The organism is Bosea sp. 124 (assembly GCF_003046175.1).
Taxonomy (GTDB): Bacteria; Pseudomonadota; Alphaproteobacteria; order Rhizobiales; family Beijerinckiaceae; genus Allobosea.
The window spans coordinates 4,106,463-4,125,438 of the sequence record NZ_PZZM01000001.1 but is presented as its reverse complement, the minus strand read 5'-3'; the positions used below and the strand labels follow the sequence as shown (position 1 = coordinate 4,125,438).

17 protein-coding genes are annotated in these 18,976 nt (G+C 66.3%); 11 read left to right on the top strand and 6 right to left on the bottom strand.

The genetic code is table 11. From position 1 onward, the window contains the following. Positions 1–23 precede the first annotated feature (23 nt). Both C8D03_RS19565 and C8D03_RS26525 read right to left on the bottom strand, forming a co-directional pair. Entirely contained in the window at positions 24–488 is a 465-nt protein-coding gene (locus tag C8D03_RS19565; protein ID WP_108048876.1) for a YqhA family protein, read from the bottom strand. A gap of 193 nt (positions 489–681) precedes the next feature. Continuing rightward, positions 682–834: a hypothetical protein gene (locus tag C8D03_RS26525; protein ID WP_181301107.1), complete on the bottom strand. Its 153-nt coding sequence runs from the start codon at positions 832–834 to the stop codon at positions 682–684. A gap of 209 nt (positions 835–1,043) precedes the next feature. Between C8D03_RS26525 and C8D03_RS19560 the strand changes: the two genes are divergently transcribed. Continuing rightward, complete coding sequence (locus C8D03_RS19560; protein ID WP_108048874.1) at positions 1,044–1,286, top strand: hypothetical protein; 243 nt, start codon at positions 1,044–1,046, stop codon at positions 1,284–1,286. Positions 1,287–1,379: 93 nt separating this feature from the next. On the opposite strand, the gene C8D03_RS19555 is transcribed toward C8D03_RS19560, so the two are convergent. Beyond that, positions 1,380–2,018 carry a Spy/CpxP family protein refolding chaperone gene (locus tag C8D03_RS19555; RefSeq protein WP_181301105.1) on the bottom strand — a complete coding sequence of 213 codons (639 nt, stop codon included), beginning with the start codon at positions 2,016–2,018 and terminating at the stop codon, positions 1,380–1,382. Positions 2,019–2,197: 179 nt separating this feature from the next. Between C8D03_RS19555 and C8D03_RS19550 the strand changes: the two genes are divergently transcribed. The 8 genes from C8D03_RS19550 (at position 2,198) to C8D03_RS19515 (ending at position 11,483) form a co-directional block, all read left to right on the top strand. Further along, a complete protein-coding gene (locus tag C8D03_RS19550; RefSeq protein WP_108048870.1) occupies positions 2,198–3,196 on the top strand; it encodes a P1 family peptidase in 999 nt (332 codons plus the stop codon). 31 nt (positions 3,197–3,227) lie between these two features. Continuing rightward, the gene (locus tag C8D03_RS19545) at positions 3,228–4,016 is read left to right on the top strand and encodes an ATP12 family chaperone protein (protein ID WP_108048868.1); all 789 of its coding nucleotides are present in this window, start codon (positions 3,228–3,230) and stop codon (positions 4,014–4,016) included. 189 nt (positions 4,017–4,205) lie between these two features. Next, positions 4,206–5,891 (top strand): glycosyl hydrolase 108 family protein, encoded by a 1,686-nt coding sequence (locus tag C8D03_RS19540; protein WP_108048866.1) that lies wholly within the window; start codon positions 4,206–4,208, stop codon positions 5,889–5,891. A gap of 122 nt (positions 5,892–6,013) precedes the next feature. Beyond that, positions 6,014–7,543 carry an acyl-CoA carboxylase subunit beta gene (locus tag C8D03_RS19535; RefSeq protein WP_108048864.1) on the top strand — a complete coding sequence of 510 codons (1,530 nt, stop codon included), beginning with the start codon at positions 6,014–6,016 and terminating at the stop codon, positions 7,541–7,543. 391 nt (positions 7,544–7,934) lie between these two features. Next, on the top strand, positions 7,935–8,699 hold the full coding sequence (locus C8D03_RS19530; protein ID WP_248308539.1) for an ABC transporter permease: 765 nt from the start codon (positions 7,935–7,937) through the stop codon (positions 8,697–8,699). Continuing rightward, positions 8,692–9,438: an ABC transporter ATP-binding protein gene (locus tag C8D03_RS19525; RefSeq protein ID WP_181301103.1), complete on the top strand. Its 747-nt coding sequence runs from the start codon at positions 8,692–8,694 to the stop codon at positions 9,436–9,438. Before C8D03_RS19530 ends, C8D03_RS19525 begins: the two co-directional genes overlap by 8 nt. A 19-nt stretch (positions 9,439–9,457) precedes the next feature. Continuing rightward, positions 9,458–10,414, top strand: a complete 957-nt coding sequence (locus C8D03_RS19520) for an ABC transporter substrate-binding protein (RefSeq protein ID WP_108048859.1) — start codon at positions 9,458–9,460, stop codon at positions 10,412–10,414. 55 nt (positions 10,415–10,469) lie between these two features. Next, complete coding sequence (locus C8D03_RS19515) at positions 10,470–11,483, top strand: MsnO8 family LLM class oxidoreductase (protein WP_108048857.1); 1,014 nt, start codon at positions 10,470–10,472, stop codon at positions 11,481–11,483. A 52-nt stretch (positions 11,484–11,535) separates the two neighbouring features. Here C8D03_RS19515 and C8D03_RS19510 read toward each other — a convergent pair whose 3' ends face one another. The 3 genes from C8D03_RS19510 to C8D03_RS19500 all read right to left on the bottom strand — a co-directional run bounded on the left by C8D03_RS19510 (position 11,536) and on the right by C8D03_RS19500 (position 15,925). Further along, on the bottom strand, positions 11,536–12,522 hold the full coding sequence (locus C8D03_RS19510) for a family 8 glycosyl hydrolase (protein WP_181301101.1): 987 nt from the start codon (positions 12,520–12,522) through the stop codon (positions 11,536–11,538). 80 nt (positions 12,523–12,602) lie between these two features. After that, positions 12,603–14,546, bottom strand: coding sequence for a glycosyltransferase family 2 protein (locus C8D03_RS19505; RefSeq protein ID WP_108048853.1), 1,944 nt, complete (start codon positions 14,544–14,546; stop codon positions 12,603–12,605). Between the two features lie 149 nt (positions 14,547–14,695). After that, entirely contained in the window at positions 14,696–15,925 is a 1,230-nt protein-coding gene (locus tag C8D03_RS19500) for an HlyD family secretion protein (protein ID WP_146170236.1), read from the bottom strand. Positions 15,926–16,533: 608 nt separating this feature from the next. Between C8D03_RS19500 and C8D03_RS19495 the strand changes: the two genes are divergently transcribed. Both C8D03_RS19495 and C8D03_RS19490 read left to right on the top strand, forming a co-directional pair. Beyond that, positions 16,534–17,907, top strand: a complete 1,374-nt coding sequence (locus C8D03_RS19495) for an MBOAT family O-acyltransferase (RefSeq protein ID WP_108048849.1) — start codon at positions 16,534–16,536, stop codon at positions 17,905–17,907. Further along, positions 17,882–18,922 (top strand): hypothetical protein, encoded by a 1,041-nt coding sequence (locus tag C8D03_RS19490; protein ID WP_248308538.1) that lies wholly within the window; start codon positions 17,882–17,884, stop codon positions 18,920–18,922. The genes C8D03_RS19495 and C8D03_RS19490 overlap by 26 nt, the downstream gene beginning before the upstream one ends. Positions 18,923–18,976: the final 54 nt, after the last annotated feature.

The following is an 18,976-nucleotide window of genomic DNA, read 5'->3' as shown; positions in this document are numbered from 1 at the left end:
GGCAAGGCCTCGGCGTCCCGAGCCTATGAATGGGCCGAATGCGGCATGAGCTTCAATGCGCCCGCAATGAGCACGATACCTGCCGGCAAGACCAGGAGCCCGAAGTCCGTTTTGCTATCCAAAATCGCCATGTCCGTAGCGAAATCCACGATCAGATAGACAATGACGGCCTGGCAGAAGGTACTCTTTAGCTCAGCCACATCGCTTGGCTTCATCCATTTTGGAAAGGACTGCGCAACCTCGTCCGGAACAACGAAAGACGCCAGAATCTTCGCCGCAAGGAGCACGAGAATAACGCCGAACAGACACTCGTCGACAGATTTCATGATCGATGAAATCCACTTGCTGCCATCATGCGCGATGAGGGATCGAACGGCCGAGGTGATGTTGATCCCGGCTTCGACGAGCAGGACCAGGGCGCACAGCACCATGCCGATCGCTGCGCAAGCGATGATCCAACGAAACAAGAGCTGCACCGCCCGCACCATGCGCCTCCCACCATTCCAACCGGGTCGGTGATGTTAAGCCTTGACGGGGCGGACGACTACGTCTTCGCCGTGCAGATTGCCCGGTGTTTTCACACCAAGTCCCGAAGCCTGCCGGAGCATCAGGGTAGAACCCCGATGTGACGCTCGGGGCTCCGCCGCAGGTGCCTGATCAGGACGGCAGCCGCCCGCCCGCTCACAAATGCGAGCCGACCTCGTTGCGGAAGTAATGGCAGCCGAGCCCCAGGCAGCCGATCAGGATCGACAGCGCATAGGGGCCGAAGAGACTCAGGAGGAAAACGAGGCCGATGAAGCCGCGCATACCCCAGATCAACCATGTCGCCTTCATGGCCCACCTTTGTTTCCCAATCACTGCCGAACCGTAAACGGAAACACATGAATCGAAGTTGAACAGTCAGGGTAAATCCCCGTTTCCGCTTTGTTTCCCAAGGCATTAGGGGGTAAGGCGAAATCATGGCGTGACGCCGTGGAAATGCCGCTTGCCCTCGGCGCGGTGGCGGCTAACCCTTGTGCTCCCAACCACGGGAATCACCAGCGATGACGAAGACCCTGATAGCGGCCCTGGCCCTGACCTGTTTCTCGACTTTCGCTCAGGCCCAGAGCTGCAGCGTGCAGGCGGGCGACAAGAAGCTCGCCGGCGCGGCCAAGACCAGCTTCCTGACCAAATGCCAGAAGGACGCCGGTACCACCTGCGACAAGCAGGCCGTCGACAAGAAACTCTTCGGCGCCGCCAAGACCAGCTTCACCAAGAAATGCGTCACCGACGCTGTCGGTACCTGATCCTGCGGCACCTGATCCCGCAGCATCTGACCTTCCAAACAAAAGAGCGGCTCGCGAGAGCCGCCCTTCTTCGTTGGTGAAGCCTGTGCGGGCTCAGCCGCGACGGTCGCCGCGATCGCCACGATCCTCGCGCCAGCGGCGCTGCTGGCCGCGATCCTCGTCGTCATGATCGTGGCCGCCGCGGCGCTCGTCCATGCGCTCGCGCATCCGCTGCATCATGCCGCGGCCCTCGGCCATGGCCTCGCGCACGGCACGGCGCGCCACGGTCTTCTGTTCGTCGCTGAGCGTCACCCAGAGCGGGCGCACGGCATCGGCGAGTTCCTTGGAGCGGGTCGCGCGCGCAGACTGGCGCCCGGACATCATGTCGAGCTTCTCCATGATGTCAGCGTGGCGGAAGGTCTCGCGCTGCTCGCGCATCGCCGACCAGCCGGCGCGCCGCTCCTCGGCCCGCTTCTTGATGAGCGCCTCGACGGTGTCGAAAAGGGGCGCCTGCTCCGGCTTCAGCTTCATGTCGGTGCGCAGTTTGGCAAGACGCTCGTTGAGACGCTCCTGCATGCGCTGGCCACGCTGCTCGCGCCATTCGCCGCGGCGCTGCTCGCGGCTTTCCGAGCGCTCATGACGCGAACTGTCGCGGTCGCCGCCCGCGGGCGGGAGCGGCTGCGGCTGGGCGATCGCAAGGGTCGCCGCGAGCGCAGCGACGGAAGACGCTGCGATAAGTGCGATATGTTTCATGCGGGATCTCCCATTGAAGCCATCGGAAATATCGGTCGCTGAGCGGGTCTCGAAGCCGGTTCGCGATAGCGGTAGCTTGGCCATGCCGCAGTGACCTTGCGATGGCGCAAGCATGAAAAGATCGTAATGTAACACACGCCGGCCCGTGGCGTTCCGATTCCTCCTGATCCCTTGTATCGATGCGGAACCTCATCACCGATGTCCGGGGCGTCCGCGTCGGTCAGGCCCATGACGCCGATGCGGCGACGGGTGTCAGCGTCGTGCTGTTCGAGCGCCCGACGGTCGCCTCCATCGCGGCTCTGGGCGGCGCGCCCGGCACGCGCGACACCGCCCTGCTCGAGCCCGAGATGACGGTCGAGCATGTCGATGCGATCGTGCTGTCGGGCGGCTCGGCCTGGGGGCTTGCCGCGGCTGATGGCGTCATGGCCTGGCTCGCCAGCCAGGGCCGCGGTTTCCCCATCGGCGCGCTGCGCGTCCCGATCGTGCCGCAGGCGATCCTGTTCGACCTTCTCAACGGCGCCGACAAGCCTTGGGCGAAGGGCGGGGCCGAAGCGCCCTATCGCCGGCTCGGCGCAGAGGCTGCGGCAGCGGCCGGCGTCGCTTTTTCACTGGGCAGCGCCGGTGCCGGCTTCGGCGCCACGCTCGCGACCCTCAAGGGCGGCATCGGCTCTGCCAGTGGCCGCGCCGCCACCGGCCAGACCGTCGGGGCGCTGGTCGCGGTCAATGCCGTCGGCACCGCCACCATCGGCGAAGGCCAGCATTTCTGGGCGGCCCCCTATGAGAAGGGCAGCGAGTTTGGCGGTCGCGGCTGGCCGGCCTCAATCTCCCCGGACGATCTCGCCCTGCGCTTCAAGGGCGGCACCGGCCAGAACACGACGATCGCGCTGGTCGCGACCGATGCCGTTCTGACCAAGGCGCAGTGCAAGCGGCTCGCGCTGGCGGCGCATGATGGCCTCGCCCGCGCGCTTCGCCCGGCCCATGCCGCGCTCGACGGCGACGTCGTTTTCGCGGCGGCGACAGGCCATAGCGGCGCCCCCTCCGACGCCTTTGCCCTGAGCGAGCTCTGCGCCACCGCTGCCGACGTGCTGGCGCGCGCCGTGGCGCGTGGCGTCCATGCGGCGACGGCCCTGCCCTTTCCGGGAGCGAAGCCGAGCTGGCGCGACCGTTTCGGCGGCTGACCGCGTGCCGATGGCGTGCTAGAGCCGCGCCATGTCGACCGATGATTTCCTCGCCCGCTTCAGCGCCGCCGGCCAGCGCCAGCCCGACCCCGTCGCCGCCGCTCAGTCGGGCATGCGTAATGCCCTGCCCAAGCGCTTCTATGACACCGCCAGCGTCGCCGAACGCGACGGGCTGTTCCATATCGCGCTCGACGGGCGCACCGCCCGCACGCCGGCGCGCAATCCGCTCGCCGTCACCTCCCGCCCCATCGCCGAGGCGCTGGCGGCCGAATGGCACGCGCAGACCGACAGGATCGACCCCGCCCGCATGCCGCTGACGCGGCTGGTCAATTCCGCCCTCGACGGCGTCGCCGACCAGCATGAGGCCGTGCGCGCCGAAATCGTGCGCTATGCCGGCAGCGACGCGCTGTGTTACCGCGCGGCCGAGCCCGAGGCGCTGGTGACGCTGCAGAACGAGATCTGGGAGCCGGTCCTGCGCGGCGTCGAGGCCAGAATCGGAGCCCGCTTCCTTCTCGCCGAGGGCATCGTCTTCGCACGGCAGCCCGCCGGCACGCTGGACGCCGTCGCTCGCCATGTCGCGCAGATCCCGGCGCCGCTGGCGCTCGCCGGCGCCCACAACGTCATGACATTGAGCGGCTCGACCATCCTGATGCTCGCACTCGCCTCCGGCCTGCAGGACGCGGACGCCGTCTGGGCCGCGGCTCATCTCGACGAAGACTACCAGATTGCGATCTGGGGCCAGGACGAGGAGGCGGCAGAGCGCCGCGCCATTCGCCGGGCGGAGTTCGACGCAGCGGCGCTGCTGCTGAAGCACGGCTGACGTTCGACCGCATCGCTACAACTTGAGCGATAATTGCGCAACGTTATGCGCTTGCAGATAGTCGTCGAACATGCTTGTATTTGAGCGTTCAAATCTTCGTGCCGGCCATGTCGCAGCCCTTTGAAGTGACAACAGCGTTCAGGGGCCCCGAGTACATCGTTGCATCCGCATGCGTTGAGGGTCGCGAGCATGTCATCTCTTGAAAAGAGACGAACTGACGTTGCGGAGCTTCACCCTGTCATTCGAGATGCATTATCCAAGATCATCGGAAAACTGAACAACGACGGATTCTCGTTTCAACTGTTCGAAGCCTTCAGAACGCCGGAACGCCAGCAGCATCTTTTCGCGCAGGGCCGGACGCGGGACGGGAAAATCGTCACCAACGCCCGGGCCTGGCAGTCCTTCCACCAATATGGCCTGGCCGTCGACATCGTTCTCAAGATCGACGGCCAATGGTCCTGGAACGACAGCGGCAAATTCGCCAAGGCCTGGGATCGTCTGCACGAGGTCGGCCGGGCTCATGGCCTGAAGCCGCTCAGCTTCGAGAAGCCGCATCTGCAATGGGCGCGCGGCGATTGGGACGATCTCTTCGCCGGCGGCTATCCTGAGGGAGGCGACGACAGCTGGGCCGACACGCTGGAGGCCGCAATTGCCGGCTGGCCGGGGAAGCGCCCCCCGGTTCCGCGCGGCATCGTCCAGCGCCCTGCCTTGGTGGGCGGCGAAGCGGTCTCCAGCCATCTTCTCGATCCAGACGGCGATGGCGATCCCGAGAGCGGCGGCAGCCTGTCCACGACGGTGACGACCATCGACGAGGCCGCCGGGCGCGCCAATTTCGAACGGGCCCAGGCCATCATCCGGCAATTCGAAGGCGGCTTCGTCAACAATCCCAAGGATCCGGGGCGCGCCACCAATTTCGGCATCACCCAGGCCACTCTCGCCTCGGCGCGCGGGCGCCCGGTCACCGTCGCCGATGTCGTCGGGCTGACCTATGAAGAAGCGAAGACCATCTATTTCGCGCGATACTGGTCGAAGATGAGCTGCGGAAGCCTGCCCGGCCCGCTCGCACTCGCCATCTACAATATCGGCGTCCATTGCGGCACGAAGACCGGCGGAACCTATCTCCAGCGGGCGCTCAACGCCGGGGGCGCGACGCTGGAGGTCGACGGCGATGTCGGCGACCTGACGATCGCCGCAGCCTCCCGCGCCGATCTCCGCGACGTGATCGAGAGCGCCATCGAACTCTATGACGCCCGGCTCAAGGGCCATCCCAACATCGCCGAGTTCAGGACCGGCTTCGCCAATCGCGTCGCGCTGTTGCGGCAGGAGACCTCGCGCTGGCTGGCCGAGCCGGTCATCTCGCAATTCCCGATGTCGCAATTCCCCATGCCGCCACAGCCCGGAACCGACGCCATGACCGCTCCGACGCCCGATCTCGTTTCGCTGGTCCGCAAGGTCGTGGACCTGCTCCAGGCCGCCAAGCCCTCGTTGCCGCCGGTGCCGGCCGCGACACCGGCCGCGAACCCCGATCTCGACAAGGTGCTCGCGGCCGTGGTCGCGATCCTCAAGAGCGGCGGCTACATCAAAAGCGACGTCGTCATCGCCGACAAGCCCGCGCCGCTGACGCCGGTGAACGCTGCCCTCGGCACCACCCTCGGCAATATGCTCGACGGCAAGAAATCGGCGATCGGCATCCTCGGCGCCCTGCTGACGCAGATCACACCGCAGCCGGTGATCAATGCGCTCGGCTCGGTCCTGCCCGCGGCGCTCGTGCCCGCGACGAGCGGGCCGCTGCTGGCGATCTCCCTGGCGATGCTCGCCTGGGGCGCGCTCGGCAAGGTGGAGAAAATCGCCATGGGCGTGCCCACCAACAAGTGACACCGCCAGGGTCGCCACATCCGCTCTGCGCCAAACGCCTCATGGACAGCCGGCCGGCCGCTGCTTAAGCCAGACAAGCAGTGTTTCCGCAGGCATTGTTTCCAGGTGAGGGCAGGCTTTCCATGAAGGACATTCTCGACCAGCTCGAAGCCCGCCGCGAAGGCGCGCGCAAAGGCGGCGGCGACCGTCGCATCGAGGCGCAGCACAAGCGCGGCAAGCTCTCGGCCCGCGAGCGCGTCGAGCTCCTGCTCGACAAGGACTCCTTCGAGGAGTTCGACATGTTCGTGCAGCACCGCTGCGTCGATTTCGGCATGGAGAAGGCCGAGAAGATCCCCGGCGACGGCGTCGTCACCGGCTGGGGCACCGTCAATGGCCGCACCGTCTTCGTCTTCTCCAAGGACTTCACCGTCTTCGGCGGCTCGCTCTCCGAGACCCACGCCCAGAAGATCACCAAGATCCAGGACATGGCGCTGAAGATGCGCGCGCCCATCGTCGGCCTGTTCGACGCCGGCGGCGCCCGCATCCAGGAAGGCGTGGCCGCGCTCGGCGGCTATGGCGAGGTCTTCAAGCGCAATGTCGCGGCTTCGGGCGTGATTCCGCAAATCTCGGTGATCATGGGCCCCTGCGCCGGTGGCGACGTCTATTCGCCCGCGATGACCGACTTCATCTTCATGGTCCGCGATACGAGCTACATGTTCGTCACCGGCCCCGACGTCGTGAAGACGGTCACCAATGAGACGGTGACCTCGGAGGAACTCGGCGGCGCCAAGGTCCACACCTCGAAATCCTCTGTCGCCGACGGGTCTTTCGAAAACGATGTCGAGGCGCTGCTGCAGGTCCGCCGCCTGCTCGACTTCCTGCCCGCCAACAACACGGTCGGCGTACCGGAATGGCCGAGCTTCGACGTGCCCGACCGCGTCGACATGAGCCTCGACACGCTGGTTCCGGACAATCCGAACAAGCCCTACGACATCAAGGAGCTGATCCTGAAGACGCTCGACGAGGGCGATTTCTTCGAGATTCAGGCAGCCTATGCCGGCAACATCGTCACCGGCTTCGGCCGCATCGAGGGCCGCACCGTCGGTGTCGTCGCCAACCAGCCGATGGTGCTGGCCGGCGTGCTCGATTCAGACGCCAGCCGCAAGGCCGCCCGCTTCGTGCGCTATTGCGACGCCTTCGAGATTCCGATCGTCACCTTCGTCGACGTGCCGGGCTTCCTGCCGGGCACCGCGCAGGAATATGGCGGGCTGATCAAGCACGGCGCAAAGCTGCTCTACGCCTACAGCGAATGCACCGTGCCGCTGGTCACCGTGATCACGCGCAAGGCCTTTGGCGGCGCCTATGACGTGATGGCGTCGAAACATATCGGCGCCGACGTGAACTACGCCTGGCCGACGGCGCAGATCGCCGTGATGGGCGCCAAGGGTGCGGTCGAGATCATCTTCCGCGGCGGCGACGCCGAGACCATCGCGCGCCAGACCAAGGAGTACGAGGACCGCTTCATGTCGCCCTTCGTGGCGGCCGAGCGCGGCTATGTCGACGAGGTCATCATGCCGCATTCGACGCGCCGCCGCATCGCCCGCGCGCTCGCCATGCTGCGCACCAAGAGCGTCGAGCGGCCCTGGCGCAAGCACGACAATATTCCGCTGTGAGCGCGCCTTGCCATGCGCGGGGCACCCTCTCCCGTAGGGAGAGGGCAGGGTGAGGGGTCGCCCGTTTGACGCTTGGCGCGCGACCTGACCGTTACTGCGGTGAGAATCCGGCCTCGCTGGTCCAGCGGGCGAGACACCTCGCTCCTGCCCCTTTCCTTGCAGAAGAGGGGTTCCCCGCCCCCTCTTCGTCACAGCGCGCGACGGGCAAAGACGTGGATGGCCGTCGCGAGCACGCCCCTGACGAAGGCGGGCCCGCCCAAAACGTCAGGCAGATGGTTTTTACTTAGAATACTTCAAATATAGACTGCGACAATGCGGTCAAGGTGCCGGACTTGCCATTCGGCTCGATGGTTCTATTGAAGAGCCGTTCCTTTTAATTTGGCATCATCCATTGCCCCGCCCCATCACCATCGCGGTCTTCGCCGCCGCTGTCGGCCTGTGGTGGCTGGCCAGCCGCTCCGGCTGGGTCAGCGCCTTCCTGCTGCCGGCGCCCGGCACCGTCGCCGAGACGATGGGCGATCTCGTCGCCTCCGGCGAGCTCGTCCGGCACAGCCTCGTGAGTCTCAGGCGCGTGGCGCTCGGCTACGGGCTGGCGATCGCGCTGGCCGTGCCGCTCGCGCTGCTCTTCGTGCTGAGCCGGCCGCTGCGCGCCGGCTTCGAGCCCCTGCTCGAATTCCTGCGCCAGATCCCGCCGCTGGCGCTGATGCCGCTGCTGATGCTCTGGCTCGGCATCGGCGAGGCGCAGAAGATCGGGATCATCGTGCTGTCCTGCTTCTTCCCGATCTTCCTCGGCGTGCGCGGCGGCTTCGCCGCGGTCGACCGCAAGCTGATCGATGTCGGCACCGTCTGCGGCTTCTCGCGGGCCGAGACCATGCTCCGCATCGTGCTGCCCTCGGCTCTGCCGGCGATCGTCGTCGGCCTGCGCATCGGGCTCGGCTACAGCTGGCGCGCGCTCGTCGGCGCCGAGCTGATCGCCTCCTCCGCCGGGCTCGGCTACATGATCGTCGACGCCGAGAACCTGGCCCGCACCGACATCGTGCTGGCGGGTATCCTCGTCATCGGCGTCCTCGGCCTCCTCGCCGATCATCTGCTGCGCCTCGCGATCCGGCGGCTGGCGCCCTGGCTTGCGAGCGATCTGGAGATGGCCCGTGCTTGAGCTCGCCGGCATCGGCCGCCGCTACCGCGTCGACGGCGCAGAGGTGACGGCGCTCGCCGATATCAGCCTCGATTTTCCCGCGGGCTCCTTCACCACGGTGGTCGGGCGCAGCGGCTGCGGCAAGACCACGCTGCTGCGCCTGCTCGCCGGGCTGGAGGCCCCGAGCGAGGGCACGATCCGCCGTGGCGGCGACGGCCCGCCGCGCATCGGCGTCGTCTTCCAGGAGGCCAGGCTGATGCCCTGGCTCGATGTCCGCGGCAATGTCGGTTTCGGCCTGCCCGGCCGGTTGCCTCCGGCCGTGATCGACGCGCGTTGCGCCGAGGCTCTCGCGCTCGTCGGCCTCGCGGCCTTCGCCGGCGCGATGCCCAACCAGCTCTCGGGCGGCATGGCGCAGCGCGTCGCCATTGCCCGCGCCCTCGTACTCGAGCCGCAACTGCTGCTGCTCGACGAACCCTTCGCCGCCCTCGACGCCTTCACGCGGCGCGCCATGCAGAACGAGCTCGTCGCGATCTGGCAGCGCCGCAGCCCGACGATCGTCTTCGTGACGCATGACGTCGAGGAGGCCGTACTGCTCGGCGAGCGGGTGCTGGAAATGCAGGCCGGACGCGTCGTCGGCCGCGAAACCCTCAACCTGCCTCATCCCCGCGACCCGACAGCCCCCGAAGCCAATCTGCATCGCCGGCGCATCCTCGCCAGGCTGATGGACACCCCCTCACCCGCCCCGGCCGAACCGGCCTGACATCCCGCAGGAGCCCGCCATGAAACTCTTCGCCTCCATCGGCCTCGCCGCCGCGTTGCTGCTCGGTCCGGCCGCCGCCGCCGACAAGCCCAAGACCGTGCGCATCACCTATGTCACCGCCCCCTTCAACGTGCCGTCCATCGTAATGCGCGAGAAGGGCTTCCTCGACGAAGCCTTCGCGCCGTTCGGCATCAAGGTCGAGAGCCCCGAGATCACCTCCGGCGCGCAGCAGACCCAGGCGATCGCGGCCAGCGAGATCGACATCGCCAGCGTGCTCGGTGGCACCTCGGCGATCCTGGCCGCCGCCAATGGCGTGCCCCTCAAGGTCGTCGCCGCCTATGCCCGCTCGCCTAAGGCCTATTTCCTGATGACCCGCGCCGATGGCCCGGCAAAGCTCGCCGATCTCAAGGGCAAGAAGATCGCCGGCCCCAAGGGCACAGTGCTGAACCAGCTTCTCGTCGCCGCCCTGGCGTCGCAGAAGCTGACGCTCGCCGATGTCGAATACATCAACATGGATTTGCCGGCGGCTCGCGCCGCCCTCCTTGCCGGTCAGGTCGACGTCGCGACGTTGGCCGGCGCCAACGTCACCCTGGTCGAGAAAGCCGGCGGTCGTCCCCTGACCAGCGGCGACGGCCTGATCAAGCCGACGACCGTGATCGGCGCCCGCACGGCCTTCCTGGAACAGCACCCCGATCTCGTCGCCGCCTATTTCGCCGCCCACCGCAAGGCGCTCGACTTCATGGCGAAGAACCCGGACGAGGCGCTCGCGATCGCGGCCAAGGAGCAGAAGATCTCGGTCGAGGACGCGCGCACCCAGTTGCCGCTCTACGATTTCACCCCTGCCATGACCGATGCCGATGTCGCCAATCTGACCGAGGACCAGTCGTTCATGATCGAGGCCGGCATGCTGCCCAAGGCGAAGGCGCTCGATCTCAAGACGAGCCTGATCGCGCCCCTCGCCTTCACACTGAAATGACTCGCCGGCGCCGGCCCCGTGGCCGGCGCCCCCTTTCGCCAACCCGGCCGGTTTCATGAAACTCTCGATTCTCGATCCGCTCGTCGTGCCCAGAGGCTCGACCTCGGGCGGCGCGCTGCGCACCGCGATCACGATGGCGCAGCAGGTCGAACGCCTCGGCTTCACCCGCTACTGGGTCGTCGAGCATCACGACGTCGCCTTCGAGGCCAACCCGGCTCCGGAGGTCTTCGCGGCAGCGCTCGCCGGCGCCACTTCGCGCATCCGCATCGGCGTCGGCGGCGTCCTGCTCAACCATTACAGCCCCTACAAGGTGGCAGAGGCGATGCGGACGCTGAACGCGCTCTTTCCGGGCCGCATCGATGTCGGGATCGGGCGCGCGACGGCGGGCCCTCTCGCCGACACCGCCCTGAAACGGCTGCGTGAAGCCGAGCTTCCGGACGACCAGGCCGAGCGCGTCGAGGAGCTGATCGGCTGGCTCGGCAACGACCTGCCGGAATCGTCGCCCTTCCACGGCATCGGCATCATGCGCGACGAGCCGCCCGGGCCGCTGCCCTGGATCCTCGCCGTCAGCGAGGAGAGCGCGCGGCGCGCCGCCACGCTCGGCCTCGGCCTTGCCTGCAGCGCCTTCCATAAGCCGGAGCAGGCACCGCACTCCATGGCGGCTTATCGCGCGGCCTTTCGACCCTCCGTTCATGCTGCAGGCATCGCCGCGCCGCAGGCCTTCATCGCCGTCCGCGTCATCATCGGCGAAACGCAGGAAGAGGCCGAGCGTCTCGCCATGCCGGTCCGGGCGGTGTTCAGGCTGCGCCGCAGCCCCGATCGGATCATGGTCGAGAATCTGCCGAGCTTCGACGAAGCCGTCGCGATCATGGGCGGCATGGTTCCCGCCGGAGAGGAAGACTGGCCGGTCTATCTCGTCGGTACGCCCGCAGAGGTGAAGACGAGACTCCAGCGCATGGCCGAGATCACCGGCGTTCAGGAGTTCATGATCCAGGACTTCCTCGACGATCCGGTCCTGCGCCTGCGCAACTACGAGAGGCTGGCGCGCGAGTTCGGCCTGACGTCGTAACGGACCTGGAAGCCCCACGCCCGTCGTCCTGCCTGCCGCTCGCGCCCGTCGCCTAGCCTTGGCAGGCAGGCTGCAAACTCTCCGCATAAAGCGAGAGCACACCGATGATCGCCGGATAATAGAAATCGGAGGACAACGTCTTTTCATGAGGCATGGCGCGCGCAGGCTCGCATCGCAGGAGCGATGCGAGCATCTTGAAGCCGCTGCCGCCAAAGGAGCCGGTCGGGCGACCGCTCGGAAGGTCGATGACCTGAGGCTCGCCATCCCTGATGAAACCGGCAAGCCTGCCGGCCCGGAGGCGCTCCTCCGGAAACGCCCAGATCAGATAGAGCGGGATGCGGACGGCATCGTAGCCGAAGCGCGCCGGCTCATGCGCGGAGGGCGCCGGCTCGGCCTTAATCGAGATCCAGTCGCTCGGAAGTCCGGACGGGCCGAAGCGACTGCTGTCGATCAGTTCGAGCCCGCTCTTGATCAATCCGGCCCATGGCCCTGCGGGATCGACCTGCGACAGGCGCAAAAGGGCAGGAAACACCCAGTAGGACAGATTGACGACCGGAGCGTCCTGGCGCTCTGCCGCATTGAAGCCGGCTGCTGCGGGGCGCAGCAGGGTTCTGCCCGAACGCTCGAACACCATCCCCTTGGCCACGGACTGCGCGAGCTTCAGCCCCTCCTGGCCGTAGGAACCCGGCCAGCGCTCCTGTGCCTCGATAAGGGCCCAGGCGATCAGGAGGTCGCCATCGGTCGCATTGTTCTGATCGGCGATAGGCGGCGAGGTATTCGGCACCCAGCGCCAGGCTGCCAGGCCGTCCGCCCGGATCAGCAAGATGCGCCGCGTCCAGGACCAGATCCGGTCGAACACCGCGCGATCACCCGTCAGCGCTGCAACCAGCATCCCATAGCCCTGCCCCTCGCTATGGCTGACGGCGCCGTTGTAATCGTCGACGACACGGCCCTCCGCAGTGACGAAACGGGCGAGGAAATCGGAAGCTGCGACGGCGAACGCCGTCGTCGGCGCGCGAGACGCCTCGGCTCTCGCCACCCCGGGCATCACGGCGGCCGCGAGATACAGTCCCAGACAGATCGCGGGGGCAGATCTGCGTGTCGCCCGTAATCCTGCGCTCATGTCAGGAGTCGCGCACCGAGGCCCCGGAACAGGTCGATATAGGAGGTCTCGTCGGGAGCCGACTGGTAACGGCCGGAGAACAGCTTCAGCAGCATCTGGTCACGCATGCCGGGCATCGGGTCGAACAGGATTTCCGCACTGCCCTGCCCTACCTTCGCGACGCTGCCGGCGACCGGGCCGATGCCCTCGATATCGAGCGACACCCGCTCGCCGGCGACCAGCCCCTGTTCATCTCGAAGCTGCGCGCCCGTGGGCCAAAGCTCCAGAAGCCGGGCCACGCTCGTTGTGTCGCCGCGCCGCATCTCCGCGGTCTCCGTGGTTGCGAAGCGCTCTTCCGGCGATCGCGGCAGCTCGACGCAGGTGATGCAGGCAACGATCAGGACGAGCAGACTGTAATACGTCCAGAAGACCCACGCCACGTTCCATCCCTCCGTCATGGCATATTCGCCGGACCAGAAGGCATAGTACGTCAGCGCCGCGACCGTCAGCGCGATCATGATCAGGAACGGCTGCATCAGCCCCCACTGGACCACGGTCCGGCTGCGGTCCCCGCCCTTGGCCGTCACCTTGAACTTCTGGTCGCGCGACCCGAACAGCCCGATGCAGGTGGCTTTGATCGCGGTCGTCGCGATCAGGAGCTGGCTGGCGTCCGAGAGGATCGGCAGGCACCGCCCGCGGGAAACCCAGGGCAGCACGATCAGTTGGGCCAGCAATGTCGGCAGGGCATAGATGAAGATGCCATCGGTCGTCGTCGAAATGATGACCGCTCCGGTCAGCGCATAGACGACCGGCGTCATCAGGCAGATGATCCGGAACGGAAAGGTGAAGCTCCAATACAGGAACGCGTCGAACATCGAGATTCTGTCGATGATCGACAGCTTGTTGTCGGCGAACGGCCCCCACGGGCTTCTGAAAATCTGCATGAAGCCGAGACACCAGCGACCACGCTGGGTGATGTATTCCTGCAGGCCCTCGGGGGCGAGCCCCATGCTCAGGCGCTCATTGAGATAGACGGTTTTCCATCCCTTGAGCCGCAGCTTGATCGACAGCAGCATGTCCTCGGTCACGCTCTCCGTCGGGAATCCGCCGATCTCCTCGACGGCCTTCCGGCGGCAGATCGACGATGTGCCGCAGCTGAAGGCGACGCCCCAGGCGTCCTTCGAGGCGAGCAGCATGTCGAAGAAGAAGCGCTGCTCGTCCGGCCAGCGCGTGCCGGAGCGGAAACCATGCTGCAAAGGGTCCGCATTGAAGAAATGCTGCGGCGTCTGCACGCAGCCGACGCTCGGATCGTGAAACAGGGCCAGCGCTTTGCGGACGAAGTCGGGCTGAACCACGAAGTCGGCATCGAGGATGGCGATATGCTCGGCCGGCTCGCCAAGTGTGGCGACGAAGCCCAGCGCATGGTTCATGTTGCCGGCCTTGGCATGCGCATTGTCCGGCCGCGTCACATAGTGCACGCCGCGCCTGGCGCAGAGTTCGCCGAGCCAGGCTCTGCGTCCATCGTCCAGCACGAAGACCCTGACCGGGCCGTAATCCTGATGGCTGGCCGCGAGGATCGTCCGGTCGAGGATCGCCTCTTCTTCATTATAAGTCGCGATGAAGATGTCGACGGCCGGTCGATGCGTCGTCACCCATCGCTGGTTGACGAGCGATTCGTCGCGACGATCGCGCGTACGGAGCAGGAATACGAGAAAGAGCAGACAACTGGCCGCGCTCAGAAGCTCGGCGCCGAGAAAAAGGTATGCCCAGAGCGAGCCGAATGTCGGCTCAAACGGCGGCATCGTTTCGGTGACGCGCCAGATGACGTAGCGCAGGACCAGGAAGATGCACAACCCGCACGGCAGAATCCGGCCGCGGCTTGTGTTTCCGTCCAGAAACGGCAGCGCAATCGTCAGAATGCCGATCGTCAGCAGACCGGGCGCAAGAGACGTCAGCTCCATGGCGATGCGACCAGCCCCCGAAAGTCTGCGTCAAAGAGGGCTGATCTCGTCATCGACCGAAAATCTAAAACTCGCAGACCAGCGGGATGGGACAAGCGGAAACCGCTATCCTGCCGCAACCCGCTCTGGCTTCTTGCCGCTATCCGATGTCAGCTCGCGTTGGCCCGCGTCGTGAGGTCCAGGCTCATCCGGCGCTGCGAATTGAGCGACGAGACGGCCTGCGGCTGATCCGAAAACGAAAGACGGCCCTTCAGGCCGACCGGGCAGAGCGCCTGGTCCGCCGCGCTGGGCTTCAGGGCGACGACAATCCTGGCACGCGCGTTCTCGGCCCGGCGCGGCGAAAGTGCGCCGTTGACGACCATGTCGAAACCGTCATCGGCCTTGCCGGCAAAAATCACCTTTCCGCCGATCGAACCGTTCGAGTCATCGGAAAAGACCGCATGCTGGCCGACAGTGACCTTGTCGAGTGTCCGGTTCGTCACGTCGACGGTCACGAACAACGACGCGCAGTCGATCACCTGCAGGACATTTTCGCCCGAGCGCACGACGTCGCCGTGATTGATCAGAACCCGCCAGACCTTGCCGTCGACGGGGGACGTCACCGGGCGCGGCGGCTCGGCGGCAGATGCGAACGTGCTGCGTGTCATGACGCCATCGAGGCTGGCCTGCTGGTTCCCGATCCGCTTCCGGAGCAGGTCGGCCCTCAGATCGCCGAGCCGCATCGTGAGTTCGTCGGCCCGCTGCATCGAATAGGACGTGTCGTTGTAGCCATCGCCGATATTCGTACCCTGGCGCGCCGCATTGAGTTCCACGGTTTGCGTGACGATGCGCTTCTCGAGAATCTGGCGCTCCAGCCGCGACGATGTGGCTGCCGACTGCGCGCTCACCAGCACGGTATCCGCGACGTATTTGCGCCGATACAAGTCTTCCTGCCGCGCGAGGAAGGCGGCCGCCTGCTTTTCCTTTTCACGCGCGATCAGCACGGAATCCTTCGTCTCGCCGATCTTCGCTTCGAGATGGCTGATCCGCCCCGTCCTGTAGAGCTCTGCCTGGCGGACCTTTTCGCTGGCCAGCGCTTCGAGCGAGGCGATCTGTGCCTCGAGCCCGGCAATTTCGCCAGCCGTCGCGCGCTCGTTCTCGCGGGCGGACCTGTACGGCGAGGGAGCGACCGCGGCGACGACCTCGCCTTGTGAAACCGGCGCGCCGAAGGGCAATGCCCCGATGCTGACGGGACCTTCGGAACTCGCCCGGAGATTGATCAGCTTACCGTTGATCACGGCATCGTTCTCTTGGGAAAACAGCGTGCCGTTCGAAGCCGCAACAACCCCGACGCCCACAATGGCTACACCCGTCAGTAGTTTGATTGCGCGGAGACCCACCTCCTAATTTCCCTTTGACCCAAATCCTGCAGCCGCGGGGACGAGGTAGCAGCTTCCGTGCCAACGTTAAAGATGTGTTAAATTTTTATTTAAAGCCATTTCCGATGCAAAGCCGGCAATTTTCTGCAAAATAAATGTCCAAATAGTGCATTTTTTCAGCGCATCACCCAGCGGCAGTGTCAAGAAATATCAGTCGCGAACAAAAAAGTCTCATTCTGGAGCAAGTCTCGGGGCGATTCGAACTTCCTTCAAGCCCGTTCAGGCCATTTTACTGATTCGGAAGCCGGCTGAAATGTCGCACGCCTTTTCGTCTGATCTTCGCAGCTCTTGCTTCGACAGCTCTTGCTTCCACTGAGCGCGCGGGCTCCAAGGTGACGCCAGGCCGCCCGGAAGCGGCCCGCACCAGCCCCACGCGCGCGATCGGCCGCAACCGGCGCGGCCTTGGCGGAATCGAACGGCTACCGCCAGAATCGCCCTGCATCGCGATCCGCTTCACTCCTTCCCCCGCTCGCCCGGCAGGAAGCAGGAGAACAGATCGCTCCGGCTGCCGTCATGACATCGCGGCGATAACCGGCTAAGTCGGCTCGTCCCGCAACGTCCCTGGCCAGATGCTCTTCAACTCCTTCGCCTTCCTGCTCGCTTTCCTGCCGCTCGCGCTCGGGCTGCACTGGCTGGTCGAGCGCTTCGCGCCGCGCTGGCGGCTTTCGCTGCTGCTGGTGCTGTCGCTGGCGTTCTACGCCTATTGGGACTGGCGCTTTCTGCCTCTGCTGGCGGGTTCGATCCTGCTCAACTGGCTGATCGCGGAAGCCTTCCAGAAGACGCGCTCGAGCGTGCTGGTGACGCTCGCCATCGTCGCGAACCTCGCCATCCTGGCGTTGTTCAAATACTTCAACTTCTTCGCCGATCTCGCTGCGATGATTCCCGGATTGCCGGCGCCGCGGCTCGAACTGGCGCTGCCGCTCGGCATCTCGTTCTTCACCTTCCACCACGTCATGTATCTGACCGATTTGCGGCGCGGACAGGCCCCGCACTATGATCTCGTTCGCTACGGGCTCTACATCGCCTTCTTCCCGCAGGTGCTGGCCGGGCCGCTCGTGCGCTGGCGCGAGATCATGCACCAGTTCGAGGAGCGGCCCTATCTGCGCGCCGACGCCGCCGAACGCTTCGCGCGCGGGCTGCTGCTGCTCACCGCGGGCCTCGCCAAGAAGGTCCTGCTGGGAGATCCGCTCGCCGAGTATGCCAACCCCGTCTTTGCGGCGGCCGCGGCCGGCCAGGTCGTGTCGGTAGCGGAAGCCTGGCAGGGCACCCTCGCCTTCACCTTCCAGATCTATTTCGACTTCTCCGGCTACACCGACATGGCGCTCGGCCTGGCGCTGCTCTTCGGCATCGTGCTGCCGCAGAACTTCGACGTGCCCTATCGCTCGGCGAGCATCCAGGATTTCTGGCGGCGCTGGCACATGACGCTGTCGCGCTTCCTGCGCGATTATCTCTACATCGCGCTGGGCGGCTCGCGGCACGGCCTGTCGCGCCAGATCTGGGCGCTGTTTGCGACGATGGCGCTGGGCGGGCTCTGGCACGGCGCCGGCCTGACCTTCGTCGCCTGGGGCGCGGCCCACGGACTGGCGCTGATCGCGGCCCTGCTCTGGCGCCGGGCCGGCCTGCCGATGCCGGCGCTTCTCGGCTGGCTCCTGACCTTCCTGTTCGTGACGCTTTGCTGGGTGCTGTTCCGCGCGACGAATTTCGAGGCGGCGCTGGCGATCTACAAGGGGTTGTTCGGCCTCGCCCCTATCGGCACGGGCTTCAAATGGCGCGCCCTGCTGCCGGCGGCGGCCTTCGCGATCATCGGCCCGACGGCCTGGGCGCTGGTCAACCGCCTGCCGCCGGCACGCTGGCTCGCCGTCGCCGCGGCGCTCCTGTTCGTCCTTATCCTGTTCAAGATCGGCGAAGACGCCAATTATGAGTTCATCTATTTCCAGTTCTGAGCACGACGCGGCGTCGATCCCCCCGGCCCCGGCATCCGCCGCGCGCTGGGGCAGCTTCGTGCGGGGCTTCGTGATCACGGCCGCGGCGGTCCTGGTCGGCACGCTCGCCTTGGCCTTCCTGATCGACCCCTACGACACTGGCCACACCCCGCTTTCGCTGCGCGAGGGCGTGCGCCCGCAGGGGCCGCGGACCGCCGCCGCCAGCCGGGGACGCGACCTTGCCTTCAGCGCCGCGATCTTCGGCAATTCCCACGTCCAGCTGCTCTCGCCCGACGCTTTGCGGGCCGACACGGGCATCCCTTTCGTCTCGCTGATCGCCCCGGCATCGGGCCCGAAGGAGGGGCTGGTGTTGATCGACTGGTTCCTGCGCCACCGGCGCGAGCCGGCCCGGGCCGTCATCGTCGGCATCGACGCGCTCTGGTGCACCGCCAATCCGGCAATGCCCAACGACAAGCCGTTTCCCTTCTGGCTCTACAGCCGCAGCCCCACCGACTATCTCGTCGGCCTGCTGCGCTTCGACGTGCTGGAGGAGTTCCAGCGCCGGATCGTCTATCTGCTGACCGGCAAGGGCGAGCGGGCCCGCCGCGACGGCTACTGGGACTACGAGCCCAACTATATCGGCATGGGCTACGACACCGCACCCGCCAAACGCGCCGCGCTCGAAGTCATTGGCGAATCGGGCGGCGGCAACGCCAAGGGCCCCTATCCCGCCGCGCAGGCACTGGAAGCCCTGATGAATACAGCGCCCGGCACGGCGCTGATCCTCTTGCGCCCTCCGGTCTACCACAAGGTCCTGCCCATCCCCGGCAGCGCCGATGCCGCGGCCGATGCCGGCTGTCGCGACGCTTTCGCAGCGCTGGCCGCGCGCAGGCCGCGCACCGCCCTGATCGACTGGCGCACCGACCGCCCCGAGCTGCGCGATCCGAATCGCTTCTTCGACCAGACTCATTACCGGCAGTCGATCGCCCGGCTGGTCGAGGCCGACATCGCGGCGGCGCTGGCCGCGCTGCGCTGAAGCCCCGCCGCCGGCCCCGTGCCAGGCGGCAAAACGGCACGGCCGGGGACAGCG